This is a genomic window from Streptomyces sp. TS71-3 (assembly GCF_018327685.1).
Lineage (GTDB): Bacteria > Actinomycetota > Actinomycetes > Streptomycetales > Streptomycetaceae > Streptomyces.
The window spans coordinates 2,156,603-2,172,266 of record NZ_BNEL01000003.1; the positions used below are offsets into that span (position 1 = coordinate 2,156,603).

Annotated in this window: 13 protein-coding genes; 10 read left to right on the forward strand and 3 right to left on the reverse strand. The window is 71.1% G+C overall.

What is annotated here, in order from left to right; all coding sequences use genetic code 11:
- Nucleotides 1–531: 531 nt before the first annotated feature.
- The 3 genes from Sm713_RS33280 (at nt 532) to hydA (ending at nt 4,230) form a co-directional block, all read left to right on the forward strand.
- Nucleotides 532–1,374 (forward strand): nitrilase-related carbon-nitrogen hydrolase, encoded by an 843-nt coding sequence (locus Sm713_RS33280; RefSeq protein WP_212913672.1) that lies wholly within the window; start codon nt 532–534, stop codon nt 1,372–1,374.
- Nucleotides 1,371–2,654 (forward strand): aspartate aminotransferase family protein, encoded by a 1,284-nt coding sequence (locus Sm713_RS33285; protein ID WP_212913673.1) that lies wholly within the window; start codon nt 1,371–1,373, stop codon nt 2,652–2,654. The genes Sm713_RS33280 and Sm713_RS33285 overlap by 4 nt, the downstream gene beginning before the upstream one ends.
- A gap of 175 nt (nt 2,655–2,829) precedes the next feature.
- The gene (gene hydA, locus Sm713_RS33290) at nt 2,830–4,230 is read left to right on the forward strand and encodes a dihydropyrimidinase (protein ID WP_212913674.1); all 1,401 of its coding nucleotides are present in this window, start codon (nt 2,830–2,832) and stop codon (nt 4,228–4,230) included.
- Between the two features lie 789 nt (nt 4,231–5,019).
- On the opposite strand, the gene Sm713_RS33295 is transcribed toward hydA, so the two are convergent.
- Nucleotides 5,020–6,246 carry a cation diffusion facilitator family transporter gene (locus tag Sm713_RS33295; RefSeq protein WP_249416860.1) on the reverse strand — a complete coding sequence of 409 codons (1,227 nt, stop codon included), beginning with the start codon at nt 6,244–6,246 and terminating at the stop codon, nt 5,020–5,022.
- Between the two features lie 65 nt (nt 6,247–6,311).
- Here Sm713_RS33295 and Sm713_RS33300 point away from each other — a divergent pair, with 65 nt between their 5' ends.
- On the forward strand, nt 6,312–6,671 hold the full coding sequence (locus tag Sm713_RS33300) for a metalloregulator ArsR/SmtB family transcription factor (protein WP_212913675.1): 360 nt from the start codon (nt 6,312–6,314) through the stop codon (nt 6,669–6,671).
- Nucleotides 6,672–6,764: 93 nt separating this feature from the next.
- On the opposite strand, the gene Sm713_RS33305 is transcribed toward Sm713_RS33300, so the two are convergent.
- The gene (locus Sm713_RS33305; RefSeq protein ID WP_212913676.1) at nt 6,765–7,163 is read right to left on the reverse strand and encodes a metalloregulator ArsR/SmtB family transcription factor; all 399 of its coding nucleotides are present in this window, start codon (nt 7,161–7,163) and stop codon (nt 6,765–6,767) included.
- A gap of 104 nt (nt 7,164–7,267) precedes the next feature.
- Here Sm713_RS33305 and Sm713_RS33310 point away from each other — a divergent pair, with 104 nt between their 5' ends.
- The 4 genes from Sm713_RS33310 to Sm713_RS33325 all read left to right on the forward strand — a co-directional run bounded on the left by Sm713_RS33310 (nt 7,268) and on the right by Sm713_RS33325 (nt 12,533).
- Nucleotides 7,268–9,253, forward strand: a complete 1,986-nt coding sequence (locus Sm713_RS33310) for a heavy metal translocating P-type ATPase (RefSeq protein WP_212915022.1) — start codon at nt 7,268–7,270, stop codon at nt 9,251–9,253.
- A gap of 333 nt (nt 9,254–9,586) precedes the next feature.
- Complete coding sequence (locus Sm713_RS33315) at nt 9,587–10,006, forward strand: hypothetical protein (RefSeq protein WP_212913677.1); 420 nt, start codon at nt 9,587–9,589, stop codon at nt 10,004–10,006.
- Between the two features lie 131 nt (nt 10,007–10,137).
- Complete coding sequence (locus Sm713_RS33320) at nt 10,138–11,277, forward strand: PLP-dependent cysteine synthase family protein (protein ID WP_249417096.1); 1,140 nt, start codon at nt 10,138–10,140, stop codon at nt 11,275–11,277.
- Complete coding sequence (locus Sm713_RS33325; RefSeq protein WP_212913679.1) at nt 11,274–12,533, forward strand: MFS transporter; 1,260 nt, start codon at nt 11,274–11,276, stop codon at nt 12,531–12,533. Before Sm713_RS33320 ends, Sm713_RS33325 begins: the two co-directional genes overlap by 4 nt.
- A gap of 140 nt (nt 12,534–12,673) precedes the next feature.
- Here the strand turns inward: Sm713_RS33325 and Sm713_RS33330 are convergent, their stop codons facing one another.
- Complete coding sequence (locus Sm713_RS33330; RefSeq protein ID WP_212913680.1) at nt 12,674–13,162, reverse strand: hypothetical protein; 489 nt, start codon at nt 13,160–13,162, stop codon at nt 12,674–12,676.
- A gap of 296 nt (nt 13,163–13,458) precedes the next feature.
- On the opposite strand from Sm713_RS33330, the gene Sm713_RS33335 reads away from it, so the two are divergent.
- Both Sm713_RS33335 and Sm713_RS33340 read left to right on the forward strand, forming a co-directional pair.
- On the forward strand, nt 13,459–14,178 hold the full coding sequence (locus Sm713_RS33335; protein ID WP_212913681.1) for a DUF1775 domain-containing protein: 720 nt from the start codon (nt 13,459–13,461) through the stop codon (nt 14,176–14,178).
- 545 nt (nt 14,179–14,723) lie between these two features.
- Nucleotides 14,724–15,653: a M56 family metallopeptidase gene (locus tag Sm713_RS33340; RefSeq protein ID WP_212913682.1), complete on the forward strand. Its 930-nt coding sequence runs from the start codon at nt 14,724–14,726 to the stop codon at nt 15,651–15,653.
- Nucleotides 15,654–15,664 lie beyond the last annotated feature (11 nt).

Consider the following 15,664-nt stretch of genomic DNA (forward strand, 5'->3'; position numbering starts at 1 on the left):
GGGACTGTGTCGATTTGCGGCTCCGCCGCGTGGACGCGAGCAACCAGCCACCGACCGGTGGTCCGGATGCGGCAGAGACTGCCCCCTTGGGAAGGTGACGACCTGACGGTGTCGTCGTGGCTTATCGCTCCCTCACTGCCTTGAGGACGTGGGAGGTACCCCCACCCCGCGCCCCTGGGTAGGCCGGGGCGCAGCCCCACATGCGGGGCGCGCTCCTGGGCAGGCCGGGGCGCAGTCCCATGTAGAGGCGCCCAAGGGCGAGCCGGGGCGCAGCCCCACATACAGGACGCCCCCAGGTGGGCCGGGGCGAAGCCCCGCGCCGGCGCACCCCGCCGTCACCCGCACGGGTGTGAATCGTGATCGACCCGGCCGGTTCACGGCGATGGTCTTGCCCCGTCTGAGCATGGGGTTTACGTTCGACCCTCTACCCTGCCTCTACAGGCGTAGACGCTTCCCCGCTGCCTCACGGGAGTGGGGGACACCGCCATGCTCTGACGTCTCGGCTCTGACGTCTCGTCGAAGGAGCAGCTCATGGCCACTGTCGTACGTGCCGCCCTGGTCCAGGCGACCTGGACGGGCGACACCGAATCCATGATCGCCAAACACGAGGAACACGCCCGCGAGGCGGCGCGCCAGGGTGCGCGGATCATCGGCTTCCAGGAGGTCTTCAACGCCCCGTACTTCTGCCAGGTGCAGGAGCCGGAGCACTACCGCTGGGCCGAGCCCGTGCCGGACGGGCCGACCGTCCGCCGCATGCAGGCGCTGGCCCGCGAGACCGGCATGGTGATCGTCGCCCCGGTCTTCGAGATCGAGCAGTCCGGTTTCTACTACAACACCGCGGCCGTGATCGACGCCGACGGCAGCGTCCTCGGCATCTACCGCAAGCACCACATCCCGCAGGTCAAGGGCTTCTGGGAGAAGTACTACTTCAAGCCGGGCAACACCGGCTGGCCCGTGTTCGACACGGCCGTCGGCAAGGTGGGCGTCAACATCTGCTACGACCGCCACTTCCCCGAGGGCTGGCGGGCCCTCGGCCTGGCAGGCGCCCAGCTCGTCTACAACCCGTCCGCCACCTCCCGCGGCCTGTCCGCCTACCTGTGGCAGCTCGAACAGCCCGCCGCGGCCGTGGCCAACGAGTACTTCATCGCCGCCATCAACCGCGTCGGCCAGGAGGAGTACGGCGACAACGACTTCTACGGCACGAGCTACTTCGTCGACCCCCGGGGCCAGTTCGTGGGCGACGTCGCCGACGACAAGAGCGAGGAACTCCTCGTCCGCGATCTCGACTTCGGGCTGATCGACGAGGTACGCCAGCAGTGGGCGTTCTACCGCGACCGGCGCCCCGACGCCTACGAAGGGCTGGTACGGCCATGAACGAGCTGCATCGACGACACAGGGCGGTCATCCCGGACTGGGTCGCCCTCTACTACGCGGACCCGCTGGAGATCACCCACGGCGAGGGCCGGCACGTCTGGGACGCCGAGGGCAGGCGGTACCTGGACTTCTTCGGCGGCATCCTCACCACCATGACGGCGCACGCCCTGCCCGAGGTCACCAAGGCCGTCAGCGAGCAGGCCGGCCGGATCGTCCACTCCTCCACGCTCTACCTCAACCGGCCGATGGTCGAGCTGGCCGAGAAGGTGGCCGAGCTGTCCGGCATCCCGGACGCCCGGGTGTTCTTCACCACCTCGGGCACCGAGGCGAACGACACGGCGCTGCTGCTCGCCACCGGGTACCGGCGCTCCAACCAGATCCTGGCGATGCGCAACAGCTACCACGGCCGCTCCTTCGGCGCGGTCGGCATCACCGGCAACCGCGGCTGGTCCCCGACCAGCCTCTCCCCGCTCCAGACCCTCTACGTGCACGGTGGAGTGCGCAGCAGGGGCCCCTACGCCCACCTGTCCGACGCCGCCTTCACCGCGGCCTGCGTCGCCGACCTGGAGGACGTGCTCGGGCAGACCCGCGGGGGAGTGGCCGCCCTGATCGCCGAGCCCGTCCAGGGCGTCGGCGGCTTCACCGCCCCGCCGGACGGCCTCTTCGCCGCCTTCCGCGAGGTGCTCGACCGGCACGGCATCCTGTGGATCACCGACGAGGTGCAGACCGGCTGGGGCCGCACCGGCGACCACTTCTGGGGCTGGCAGGCGCACGCCGCCTCGGGCCCTCCGGACATCCTCACCTTCGCCAAGGGCATCGGCAACGGCATGTCCATCGGCGGCGTGGTGGCGCGCGCCGAGATCATGAACTGCCTCGACTCCAACTCCATCTCCACCTTCGGCGGCTCCCCCGTCACCATGGCCGCCGGCCTCGCCAACCTCGGCTACCTGCTCGACCACGACCTCCAGGCCAACGCCAAACGGATCGGCGAGCAGCTCATCACGCGCCTCCGCACCGGCCTCGCCGACCTGCCCGGGGTACGCGAGGTGCGCGGGCGCGGGCTGATGGTGGGCATCGAACTGGTGCGGCCCGGCACGGACGCCGCCGACCCGGACGCCGCGTCCGCTGCCCTCGAAGCGGCCCGCGAGGGCGGCCTGCTGATCGGCAAGGGCGGCGGGCACAACACCAGCGTGCTGCGCATCGCCCCGCCGCTGTCGCTGACGGAGGCGGAGGCGGAGGAGGGCGCGGAGATCCTGGTGCGCGCCCTCCGCGACGGCTGACCCCGCGCCGTGTGGGGGCCCGACGAGGGCCCCTGCTCGGCCGGCGGCCTCCACGACCGAACGGCCCCGCGGAACGGACCCCGCGGAACGGAACCGGCAGCGCGCGGCGGACACCTCGCCGTACCCCCAGCACACGCCCAGGCAGCAGGCAGCACCCCTCACCCAGGGAGCACCCATGACCCGTACCCTGATCCGCGGCGGGCTGGTCGTCACCGCCGCCGAAGAGACCCACGCGGACGTACTCATAGACGAAGGCCGCGTCGTCGCGCTCGCCGCGAGCGGCACGGACGTCGCCGAGGGCTGGCGTGCCGAGCGCACCCTGGACGCCACCGGCAAGTACGTCATCCCGGGCGGCGTCGACGCCCACACCCACATGGAGATGCCCTTCGGGGGCACCTACGCGTCCGACACCTTCGAGACCGGCACCCGCGCCGCGGCCTGGGGCGGCACCACGACCATCGTCGACTTCGCGGTGCAGAGCCGGGGGCACTCCCTGCGCGAGGGACTTGACACGTGGCACGCGAAGGCGGACGGCAAGTGCGCCATCGACTACGGCTTCCACATGATCCTGGCGGACGTCAACGAGTCGTCCCTGAAAGAGATGGATCTCCTGGTCGGAGAAGGTATTTCATCATTCAAATTGTTTACCGCCTATCCTGGGGTCTTCTTCAGTGACGACGGCCAGATCCTCCGCGCGATGCAGCGTGCCGCGGGCAACGGCGGGCTGATCATGACGCACGCGGAGAACGGGCTCGCCATCGACGTCCTGGTGGAGCAGGCCCTCGCCCGTGGTGAGACGGATCCGCGCTTCCACGGTGAGGTGCGCAAGGCGCTGCTGGAGGCGGAGGCGACGCACCGGGTGATCAAGCTGGCGCAGGTGGCGGGGGCGCCGGTGTACGTGGTGCACGTCTCGGCGCAGGAGGCGGTGGCGGAGCTGGCGAGGGCGCGTGACGAGGGTCTGCCGGTGTTCGGGGAGACCTGCCCGCAGTACCTCTTCCTGTCCACGGACAACCTCGCGGAGCCCGACTTCGAGGGGGCGAAGTACGTGTGCTCGACGCCGCTCAGGCCGCGGGAGCACCAGGCGGCGCTGTGGCGGGGGCTGCGCACGAACGATCTCCAGGTCGTCTCCACCGACCACTGCCCGTTCTGCTTCACCGGCCAGAAGGATCTGGGCCGGGGCGACTTCTCCAAGATCCCGAACGGGATGCCGGGCGTGGAGAACCGCATGGACCTCCTCCACCAGGCCGTCGTCGACGGGCACATCAGCCGCCGCCGCTGGATCGAGATCGCCTGCGCGGCCCCTGCGCGGATGTTCGGCCTGTACGGCAGGAAGGGCACGATCGCGCCGGGCGCGGACGCTGATGTGGTCATCTACGACCCGGTGGCCGAGCAGGTGATGTCCGCGGAGACCCATCACATGAACGTCGACTACTCGGCCTACGAGGGCAAGCGGGTCACCGGCCGCGTCGAGACGGTCATCTCCCGCGGGGAACTCGTCATCGACCAGCGGGAGTTCAAGGGCCGTGCGGGACACGGTGTTTTCCTCCCGCGTGGGGTCACCCAGTACCTCGGCTAGGAGACCAGCACCGCGGGCCTGGCTGGACAATTAGAAGGCCCCTCGAGCACCCGATGATGGCTGCCAAGCTGGCCATCCGCCATACAGCCTTCCGCCGCCGACTGCCGTCATGGGGAGGTGCGGAATGTTCTTGGCCGCAGGTTCGAGTCCCCCGCAGGAGTCACAAAACATGGCTGGTCGTGCGCAGGGCGCTGACCTGCGGGTTTGTGCCACGTTGATCGTGGAGGGAAGATCGCGACTCACCCCCGTCGACCCGGGAGCGAGGTTGTGAAAGAGTCCTGGCGGCCGCCCGCATACCGAGGAGAGGGGTCAGTTGTCGAGTGGACACAGGCTGGCGAGGAGCTCTCGGTGGGCTTCGACGGTCGGGGTCGGTACGGCATGAAGCCGGAAGAACGGCAGGGTGCCGATCTGCGCACAGACGTTGGAGACGGCCGCAGCGACACCCGACGCCTGATGAATAGGCCGCGGTTCCTGCGCGCGGCTTTCCCATTCGCGTATGAGTCCCAGGGCGTTCAGGTACCCGGCGAAGTCGGGGCTTGAGGCGAGCCGGAGTCGGCCGGACGTGGTGCGGGCGCAGAGGTGGCTCGGTGTGAGTTGGTATCTGTCGTCAGGACTCGACGCTCGGCCTCACTACTCGTCGATCGCTTTAAGCCGTCTTCGTGGGGGTGTGGGTGCGATCGTCGGGATCCGTCCCCCAACATGCGGACTTCTTCCACGGTTCCTGGGCACGGATGGCCCTTGCTCATCCTGATCGGCTGCCGGTGAGGGCCGGAGCTGTACCCCGCCTGCTCAGTGGAGGTGGTGTCTGAGTGCCGCGTGAGGGTCGGACCTGCCCGATGCGAGCCCGGGGTCGGTGTGGACGGTGGCGGCGGTCAGGCGGGGGACCGCGTGGATGAGGGCGTGTTCTGCTTCGGCGGCGATGGAGTGGGCGGCCTCGATGGTCAGGTGGGGGTCGACGATGATGTCGGTCTCGGCGCGCAGGGCGTGGCCGATCCAGCGCATGCGGACCTGACTGATGTCCTGGACGCCGTCGACGTTGCGCAGCGCGGTCTCGGCGCTGTCGATCAGCTTGGGGTCGACGGAGTCCATCAGGCGCCGGTACACCTCCCGGGCAGCGTCCTTGAGGACCATCAGGATGGCGGCGGTGATGAGCAGGCCGATGACGGGGTCGGCCCAGCGCCAGCCGATGGCGACGCCGCCGGCGCCGAGGAGGACCGCGAGGGACGTGAAGCCGTCTGTGCGGGCGTGCAGGCCGTCGGCGACCAGGGCGGCGGAGCCGATCTTGCGGCCGGTGCGGATGCGGTAGCGGGCGACCCATTCGTTGCCGATGAACCCGACGACGGCGGCGATGGCGACGGCCCACAGGTGGGTGACGTCGCGGGGGTTCAAGAGGCGGTCGACGGCTTCGTAGGCGGCCAGCGCGGAGGAGGCGGCGATGGTGAGCACGATGGCGATGCCGGCGAGGTCTTCGGCGCGGCCGTAGCCGTAGGTGTAGCGGCGGGTGGCGGCTTTGCGGCCGAGCAGGAACGCGATGCCCAGCGGTACGGCGGTCAGCGTGTCGGCGGCGTTGTGGATGGTGTCGCCCAGCAGCGCCACGGAACCGGAGATCGTGACGATGACCGCCTGGATCACGGTGGTCAGGCCGAGGATGCCCAGCGAGATCCACAGGGTCCGCAGGCCCTCGCGTGAGGTCTCCAGCGCGGAGTCGACCTTGTCCATCGCCTCGTGGCTGTGCGGGGTGACGAAGTGCGAGACCTGGTGCCGCAGATTCGACCACCACCCCGACCCGTGCGCGTGGTCATGATCGTGGTCGTGCCCGCCGTCGCCGTGATCGTGGCTGTGGCCGGGGTCCGCGGCGGTGGGGGCCTCGTCGTGGGTGTGGCCGCGGGAGGCGGCTCCGCCGTGGCTGTGCGCGGCCTTGCGCGCGGGCCGGCCGTCGCCGCCGTCGCCCGTGCCCTGGTCGTGATCGTGGGGGTGGTCGTGGCTGTGCGGCTCGTGGTGGGGCGTGTCGCTCACAGCGGCCACCTTCCGGCTTGTCGGTCGGGCTGGACTTCCGGGGTTCATCAAACCATTATGTGCGTATGGATGCACGCATGCACTTGTCAAGTGCGCACGATGAGCAACAGTCAGGCGACGGCGAACGCCTCGCGGTCGCGGTAGAGGTGCTGGGGCTGATGGCCGACCGCACCCGGCTGGCGCTCCTGCGGCGCCTGGGTGAGGGCGAAGCCGACGTCACCACACTGACCGAAGCCGCGGGTGGCGCGACCAGGACGTCGGTCAGCCAGCACCTGGCCCGGCTGCGGCTCGCCGGGCTGGTGACCACGCGCAAGGAAGGGCGCAGGGTCGTCTACGGGCTGCGGCACGGACACCTGCGACGCCTTGTCGGCGAAGCGCTGAACGTGGCCGATCACGAAGTCGGTCACCTGCCGCCCCATGCTTGACGTTTCCCTGCGTCGGCAGTCGGACCGATCGGCACCTCTGCCCGGCGAGCGGCCGGAGGGCCCGCATCCCTGGGCGTGGCGGCCTGTGGTGTCCTACCGGGTGGTGTTGATCGGATGCTCGCTCACGGGGGTGTCCGGCCGGGTGTCGGTCAGGCCCATCTGGAGATGCTCGATGTGGTAAAAGGCCTGATCCAGTAGTTCGGCGACGTGGTTGTCGTACAGGGCGTACATCACGGAGCGGCCCTTGCGGGTGCCTGTGACGAGGCCGAGGTTGCGTAGCAGGCGGAGCTGGTGGGAACAGGCGGACTGCTCCATGCCTACCTCGGCGGCCAGTTCGGTGGCGGGTAGCGGTCCTTGGCGCAGTCGGGCGAGGATCAGCAGCCGGGACGGGGTGGCCAGGGCCTGCAGGGTGGTGGCGATCTTGCCGGCGGTGGCCGCGTCCAGTGGGGCGCGCGGGATGGAACTGGCGGCGTTGCTGACTCCGTGACCCATGCCCTCTATGGTATCGACCCGATGCAATGCATGAATTCATCTTCATGTGTTCCTGTATGGTGGGAGCGATCGGAGCGGCTCCCGCAGAGAAGGGCATCGTGTCGATGTCGTCCACCATCACCGGCCCGGCACCTGATGCGGACGCGGTCCGTGACGCGCTGCCCCGGCGTCGTCGTACACGGATCTTCGCGCTGCCCGAGTCGCGCTGGGCGGCAGCCGCGTTGCTGCTGTTCCTCCTCGCGCTGCCCCTGTACCTGCTCGGCGCGCCTGCCTGGGCGTGGGGCCCGTTGTTCGCCCTCACCTACGTGACCGGTGGGTGGGAGCCCGGCTGGGCCGGGTTGCGGGCACTGGGGGAGCGGACTCTCGACGTGGATCTGCTGATGGTGGTCGCAGCCCTGGGGGCCGCCGCGATCGGTCAGGTTTTTGACGGCGCGTTGCTGATCGTCATCTTCGCCACCTCGGGCGCGCTGGAGGCCATCGCCACCGCGCGGACGGCCGATTCGGTGCGAGGGCTGCTGGATCTGGCCCCCGGGACAGCGAACAGGGTCACGGACGACGGTGCGGAGGAGGCCGTGCCCGGCGCCGACCTGGCGGTGGGCGACACGATCCTGGTACGCCCCGGTGAGCGCGTCGGGGCCGACGGGCGGGTGTTGGACGGGGCCAGCGAGGTGGACCAGGCCACCATCACCGGGGAGCCCTTGCCGGTGGTCAAGGAGCCTGGAGACGAGGTGTTCGCCGGTACGTTGAACGGCACCGGTGTCCTGCGGGTGAAGGTCGAGCGGGATCCGTCGGACTCGGTCGTCGCGAGGATCGTGGCCATGGTCGAGGAGGCGTCCGGGACGAAGGCGCCGACGCAGTTGTTCATCGAGAAGGTGGAGCAGCGTTACAGCCTGGGCATGGTGGCCGCCACCGTGGCGCTGTTCGCGGTGCCGCTGCTGTTCGGCGCGGCGTTGCAGCCCACGTTGCTGCGGGCGATGACCTTCATGATCGTGGCGTCTCCCTGTGCCGTGGTGCTGGCGACCATGCCGCCGCTGCTGTCGGCGATCGCCAATGCCGGCCGGCACGGGGTGCTGGTGAAGTCCGCCGTTGTCATGGAACGGCTGAGCCAGGTCGACCAGGTGGCCCTCGACAAGACCGGCACGCTGACCGAGGGCACGCCAGAGGTGACCGGCATCCGGCCGCTGGCGGGCTCCGGCCTCTCCGAGGACGGACTACTGCGCCTCGCTGCGGCTGCCGAGCACCCCAGCGAGCACCCGTTGGCCCGCGCGGTCGTCGCTGCGGCCCGGGCCCGCGGTCTCGACCTCCCCGCGGCGGTGGATTTCTCGTCCGCTCCCGGCGCCGGCGTGTGTGCGACCGTCGACCATCACCCCGTCGCGGTGGGCAGCCCGGAGCGGCTGCTCGCGAGCCTGGGTGAGCAGAGGTGCGCCGCGGAGGCCACAAGCCTGGCCGCTGCGTTGGCGGCGGACGGACTCACTGCCGTCGTGGTGATGGTGGACGGTGCCCCGGGCGGAGTTCTCGTCATCTCCGACCGGCTCCGGCCGGAGGCCAAGGCGGCAGTCACCGCACTGGGCGTGCTCACGGGCGCGGCCCCGGTGCTCGTCACCGGTGACAACCCGGGTGCCGCGGCGCGGCTGGCCGGTGACGTCTGCATCACCGACGTGCGCGCCGGCCTGCTGCCGCAGGACAAGGCCGCCACGGTCAGGCAGATGCAGGAAACCGGGCGGAAGGTGCTCGTGGTCGGCGACGGCGTCAACGACGCCCCCGCGCTTGCCGCCGCCCACATCGGCATCGCCATGGGGCGCGCCGGCTCCGACCTCGCTCTGGAGACCGCTGACGCCGTCGTCGTCCGCGACGAACTCGCCGCCATTCCGGCTGTCGTCGGCCTCTCCCGCCGAACCCGCCGTCTCGTGGTGCAGAACCTCGCGATTGCCGCGGTGTTCATCGCCGGCCTGGTCATCTGGGACCTGGCCGGCATCCTGCCCCTACCGCTGGGCGTCGCCGGCCACGAAGGCTCCACCGTCATCGTCGGCCTCAACGGGCTGCGATTGCTCGCCGACGGCGCCTGGCGGCGGGCCCTTCAGGGCAGGTGAGCTCTCGCCGCCCACCGGCGAAGAGGCGCCGCGTGCATGCCTGAGTCGGAATGCGGTAGGGGGCCGCGGTCGTGAGGAGATGACGTCCGACGCCGCAGTCCCGCATAGCCGAGCAGCAGCGCGACGGTGCCCGCGTGGCGGCCGGAAGTCGGTGATGAGGAGTCGACCGCGCGGACGCAGTACGCGGCACATCTCCTTGAGTGCCGGCTTCCGCGCGTGCTCGGGGATGTGGTGGAACGCGAAGCGCGGGCGAGGGGCTGGTCAGGCGGTGCGCCGATGAGGTGGCACGCCGGGCGTGGTGACTATCAGTGTGCGATTGAATACGCTCTGCATGTGATCGGAGTGTGGGCCCGCCCAGCGGCCACCAGGCGTTCGGGCCGTGGGGCCCTGGTGCTCGGCCTGGTGCTGCTGATCGCCGCGCACATCGGGGGCGCCCACCATCACGCGACGTTCGACGAGCCGTTCACCGTCGTCGTCGCATGCACCCCACAGGAAGACGGGGATCACGCCACCGGATCCGTCGAGCACGGTCCCTGGCACCGGCACACGGCGGGCGCGCACGTCGACCACTCCATGGACCGGCCCCGGGCGCGCGACGACGCGCCGGCAACCGGAGGTGCTCTCGCAGGCCACGCCCTCCCCGGACCCTGGAACCCCGGGGCGGTCGCCCCGGCGGACAGAAGACCGCGGGACGTCACCGAGTCGCCGCCCGGCCGTTCCGTTCTCGCTCTGAACTGCGTCTGGCGGCAGTAGGCACCGCCCACACGTCCCGACCAGGTCCGCCGCCGTGAAGCGGTGAAGGACCGCGGCCGGGCGTGCCCGCGCGCCCTGTTCCGCCTGTCCCGCACCCAGACGAGTCATGGGTGCGAAGGAGTCGCATGTCCATGAACCTCTCCCTGCTCGAACCCTTCACTCCGGGGGCGTACGCTCCCGTCCCCTCGATCGCGCGCCGTCCCTCCCACCTCGTCGGGAACACCCCGGTGCTGTGGATCGGCGAGCCCTTCGCCCAGCCCGGCCGTGGCTTCTTCGCCAAGCTGGAGGGAGCCAACCCGGGCGGCATCAAGGATCGGCCCGGTTTGCACATGGTCCGTTCGGCCCGGCGCCGCGGCGACCTCGCGCCGGGCGCGCCGATCGTGGAGTCCTCCAGCGGCACCCTCGGACTCGGGCTGGCCCTGGCCGGATTGACGTACGGCCATCCCGTCACGGTCGTCTCCGATCCGGGCATGGAAGCGGCGGTGGTCAGGCTCCTCGCCGCGCTCGGCGCACGGGTCGACCTCGTCTCGGATCCCCACTCCCGGGGCGGCTGGCAGCAGGCCCGCCGGGACCGGGTCGCCGACCTGCTCGCCTGCCTTCCCGGCGCCTGGTGCCCGGACCAGTACAACAACCCGGACAACGTGGCGGCGTACCGGCCGCTGGCCGGCGAACTCATCGCCCAGCTCGGCCGCATCGACGTGCTGGTGGCCTCGGTGGGCACCGGCGGCCACTCCGCCGGCGTCACCGCGGGACTGCGCGAGTCCTTCCCCGATCTGGAGCTGATCGGCGTGGACACGGTCGGCTCCACGATCTTCGGGCAGCCGGCGGGGACCCGGCTGATGCGGGGACTCGGCTCCAGCATCCACCCCGAGAACGTCGACTACGCGGCCTTCAACGAGGTGCACTGGGTGGCGCCCGCCGAGGCGGTCCGGGCCTGCCGGCAACTGGCCCGCCGGCACCACGCCTGGGGAGGCTGGAGCGTCGGTGCGGTCGCCCTGGTGGCAGGCTGGGCCGCGCGTACCCACCCGATCGGGACCAGGATCGCCGCGGTCTTCCCCGACGGCCCCCACCGCTACCTGGAGACCGTCTACAGCGACGCCTGGTGCGACGCACACGGTCTCCTCGACCGCGAACCCCCGGGGGAGCCGGACGAGATCGCCGAGCCCGACGAGCGCACGGTGACCTGCTGGACGCGGTGCCGCCGGGTCCGCGACCCGCTGGGCCGGGGGCCGGCGGCCCGCACCGACGCGGCCCCGGCGGGTACGCGGTGAAGGGGCTCCGGGGCCGGGTGGCCTCCTTCGACCGCGGCGCACGGCTGTTGATGGCCAACCAGTTCGCCATCAACCTCGGCTTCTACATGCTGATGCCCTACCTGGCCGACCACCTCGCCCACGGCCTGGGCCTCGCCGCCTGGGCCGTGGGGCTCGTGCTGGGCCTGCGGAACTTCTCCCAGCAGGGCATGTTCCTCATCGGCGGCACGCTGGCCGATCGCTACGGCTGCAAGCCGATGATCATCGCAGGGTGCGCGCTGCGCACCGTCGCCTTCGGGCTCCTCGCCCTCGCCAGTGTCCTGCCGGCGCTGATCGCGGCCTCCGTGCTGACCGGGCTGGCGGGCGCGCTGTTCAACCCGGCCGTGCGTGGCTATCTGGCGGAAGAGGCGGGCGAGGAGCGGCGTGTCGAGGCCTTCGCGCTCTTCAACGTCTTCTACCAGGCCGGCATCCTCGTCGGGCCGCTGGCCGGACTCGCCCTGCTCGCCTGGGACTTCCGCGCGGTGTGTGCGGCGTCCGCGATCGTCTTCGGGATCCTGGCCGTCCTCCAGGCGAACGCACTGCCGGCCCGTCCGCCGGCTCGCCGCGGTGCCGAGCCGGCGTGGCGCGCGGTGGTCGCGGAATGGCGCCTGATCGCGGCCAACCGGTCCTTCCTGCTCTTCGCCGCGGCCATGGCGGGTTCATACGTCCTGGCCTTCCAGGTCTATCTGGCGCTGCCCCTGCGGGCTCGCGAGCTCTTCGGCGAGCGGGCCGGCTGGGCGACCGGAGCGGTCTTCGCGGTCTCGGCGCTCGCCGGACTCGTGGGCCAGATGAAGCTGACGACGTGGGCCAGACGCACCCTGTCCGGACCGCGGGCCATCGTGTACGGGCTCGTGGGCATGGGCGCGGCGTTCGTGCCCCTGCTGGCCGGCGTGCACGACTCGGCGGCGGGGCCGGTCGTCGGAGGCCTGGCACTCGTGCTCTGCGCGGTCATGCTCGCCTGGGGAGGTGCGCTGCTCTACCCCTTCGAGATGGACACCCTCGTCAGACTCGCGGGCGACCGGCTCGTCGCGACGTACTACGGCGCGTACAGCACGGCCTCGGGCATCGCTGTCTCGCTGGGCAACCTGGCGGTCGGCGCACTGTTCGACACCGGCGTCGCCTGGTTGCCGTGGACCGTGCTGGCGGCGACGGGCCTGGGGTGTGCCGCCGCGGTCGCCGGACTGCACCGCAGTGGACACCTCGTCGCGCGCCCGGCCGTGGTGGGGGCTCCTGGCTGAGGCGGCCCGAATCCGCTCGCACCCGGGCCACCGGCGCCGGCCCGGGTGCGAGCCGACCGTATGCCTTCACACCGCGAGGGTTCGCGCACGCCGCGTTCCGCTGAGCGTAGACCTCGTTCCGCGCACCGTGTGCTGACATGTCACGCAGAGGACACGTATGCGTTCGAGAGGAAGAAGGGGCTCCGGACAGCGGGAGGATGCTCGACGATGGGTGGGCCATGACCACGCCTCCGTCGCCGCCCGATGCGCCGATGCCCGCCCTGCGCGCGGCGATGTTCGGCATCGTCGGAGCGGTGCTGGGTATTGTCGCGCACCATCTGGCCACCGACGGGCCCGTGCCGTGGCGCCAGATCCTGACGGCAGTAGCGGTCCTGTTCGCGGTGGGGCTTGCCGGCGTCCGGCAGCCCCACTCCCTTCCGGTCGTGGTGATGGTCAGCGGTGCGGCACAGGGTGGTCTCCACTGGTGGCTGTCGGCATCGTCCGGCCACCGCATGGGTGCGATGGCGGCACACGCACAAGGGCCGGGCCACGTGGACGCGCACCAGACGGTGCACGAGCGTCTGCACGGTTCTGTCGTCATGACCGCGGCACACGTACTGGCCACGGTCGTCGTCGCGGTCCTGCTGCACCGCGCGGATCTGGCGTGCTGGTACCTCACCCGCGGCGTGGCATCCGCACTCGGTGCCGTGCGGGACCGCATCGCCCTCTCGTACGAGCTGGTGCACGGCCGCGTCACGCGGCCGCGGTTCGTGCCCAGGGTTCGTGTCCCGGAGCAACGGGACCGGTGGTCGCCGCAGGCGGCGGCGTTCGCGGACGTGGTGGTGCCCAGGGGACCTCCGCGGGCGGGGTTCGGCCTCGTCACCCGATCCCGCGGGGGTGGCCATGCGGCCGCCCCGCGCTCCCACACACCTGGAGACACGTCACCATGTCACGCACCCCGCGGCAGACGAGCCGTGCACGGCAGGCCGCCGCCCGGCGACTGCCCCTCGCGGCCGGGGCGGCCGCGATCGCCCTCCTCCTCTCCGCCGGCCCGGCACTCGCCCACGTGGAGGTCACGTCGGACAAGCAACAGGCCGGTGCTGAGAACGCCACGATCTCCTTCGACGCCGAGGCCGAATCCGACTCGGCCGGCATCACCGGACTACGGGTGGTCCTGCCCGAAGGCGTCGCCCCCGCCGACGTCACCTATGGGGAAGGTCCGGCCGGTTGGAAGTTCAAGGCCACCGATGACGGCTACACGGTCGGGGGACCGGCCGTGAAGGTGGGCGAGAGCGCGAAGTACTCCGTCGTCGTCAAGCAACTCCCCGACGCGGGAGATCTGGCGTTCAAGACGCTTCAGACCTACGGCGACGGCCATACCGACCGGTGGATCGAGCTGGACGAGAACAGCGAGCACCCCGCGCCCCACCTCAAGCTCAGGGCCGCGGTGGCCGGCAGCGAAGGCTCGGACGCGCAGTCCGGCCCGAGCGCGTCCGAGTCCGGAGTAGCCTCACAGCCCCCTGCCGGGTCGTCGCCTTCCCCGGGGGCCGCTCAGAAGGACGAGAACGGGTTGCCGACCGGTGCCTGGCTCGGGATCGCGGCGGCCGTCCTGGTCCTCGCAGGGGCGGGCTACACCCTGCGCAGCCGGTACGGCCGGCGCGCGTAGGGAACCCGCGTCTCACTCCCGGCAGGCCGTGCTGAGCCGGGAGTGAGACGGGCCTGTGCGCGTCGCATCGCCCGCAACGGCCGGTAGATCACCGTGGGCGTCGTCGGGTGACCGGCACGACCTGAGAGAGCCTGTCGCCCGCGTACGATTGGGTGAAGGACGCGGACGACGGGGGACCGTGGGAAGTCAATCGTCCGAGTGCCCGGGACCCCTGCGACGTCGACGCAGAGGAACGCTGTGCGGTTCGGCGTTCGACGCGAGGCATGACCTCGGCGTCCACGAACGTCGACGTCCGCACACTACTCCCCTCCAGGCCCATGCCGTTCAGCCCCCTGGATGCTGACTTGGTGAGGACTGGAAACTACAGCATCGTAGAGAGAGCGAGGCGTCGGCCCCGCCTTCCGTTCATTACGATGGGCCCCGGACGGGGCCGGGGCTCGGCCGGGGAGTCATGCGTGGCGGACCACGACAGGCATGATGCGGGATCGGACGAGGTGCTGGTCCGCCGTCTGCACGCTGATGCCCAAAGTCCGGAGTGCTGAGCCATGGGTGTGTTCGTCTTACTGCCTCTCGTGCTGCCGTTGACGGCGTGGCCCATGGCGCGCCTGGCCGCGCATCGGTTGCACCCTCGCGCCGCCACCCTGCTCCTGTCGGGTGCAAGCGCAGCTCTCGGCCTGTGCAGCACCCTCTGCCTGGGCCTGTTGGCGATCGTGGGTACGGCCCAGCTTCCAGGTAATCCTCTTCCGGACAGCTGGGCCGAACCCGAGGTCCGTGAAGCGGTGCCGCAGGACGAGGTCGTGGGGGAGACGGCCGTGGGTGCCCTCGCGGCCGCGTTCCTCTCCGGTGTGAGTCTGCTGGTCCGCCACTGCCGTGTGCGACGGCGCACCGAACGAGCGTTGAAGGGGCTGCCAGGGGGACGGGTCGCAGTCCTGCCGGATCAGACGCCGTATGCACACACGGTGCCCGGGAGGCTGGGGCGGATCGTCGTCTCGACGGGCATGCTGGCCAACCTGGACTCGGCCGCCCGGCGTGTCCTGTTCGCCCACGAGCGGTCTCACCTGGCCAACCGCCACCATCGCTACTTGCTGCTGGCGGGTCTCGCGGCCCGGCTGAACCCGTGCCTGCGCCCCTTGCGTACGGCCTTGGCCTACACCGTGGAACGCTGGGCGGACGAAGACGCCGCCCGTGCAGTGGGGGACCGGCTTGTGACCGCCCGGGCGGTGGGCGCTGCCGCGCTCATCTCCCAAAGCCCGCCCGCGCCCTTCCTGACGGCGTTCGCGGCGCCAGGCCCGGTGCCGCGCAGGGTTGCGGCGCTGTTGGGTCCTGCTCCGAATGCCCCCACCTGGCAGTCTCTGTTCACCTCGGTGGGGCTGGCCGCATGGGCGGCCGCCGCCGGCACTGCCCTGTCCGCCATGTCGTCCGCGAACTCCGCCGTCACGCTGTTTCTGATCCTGCGCGCGGTCACGCCGCTGTAGACGCGGCCGCA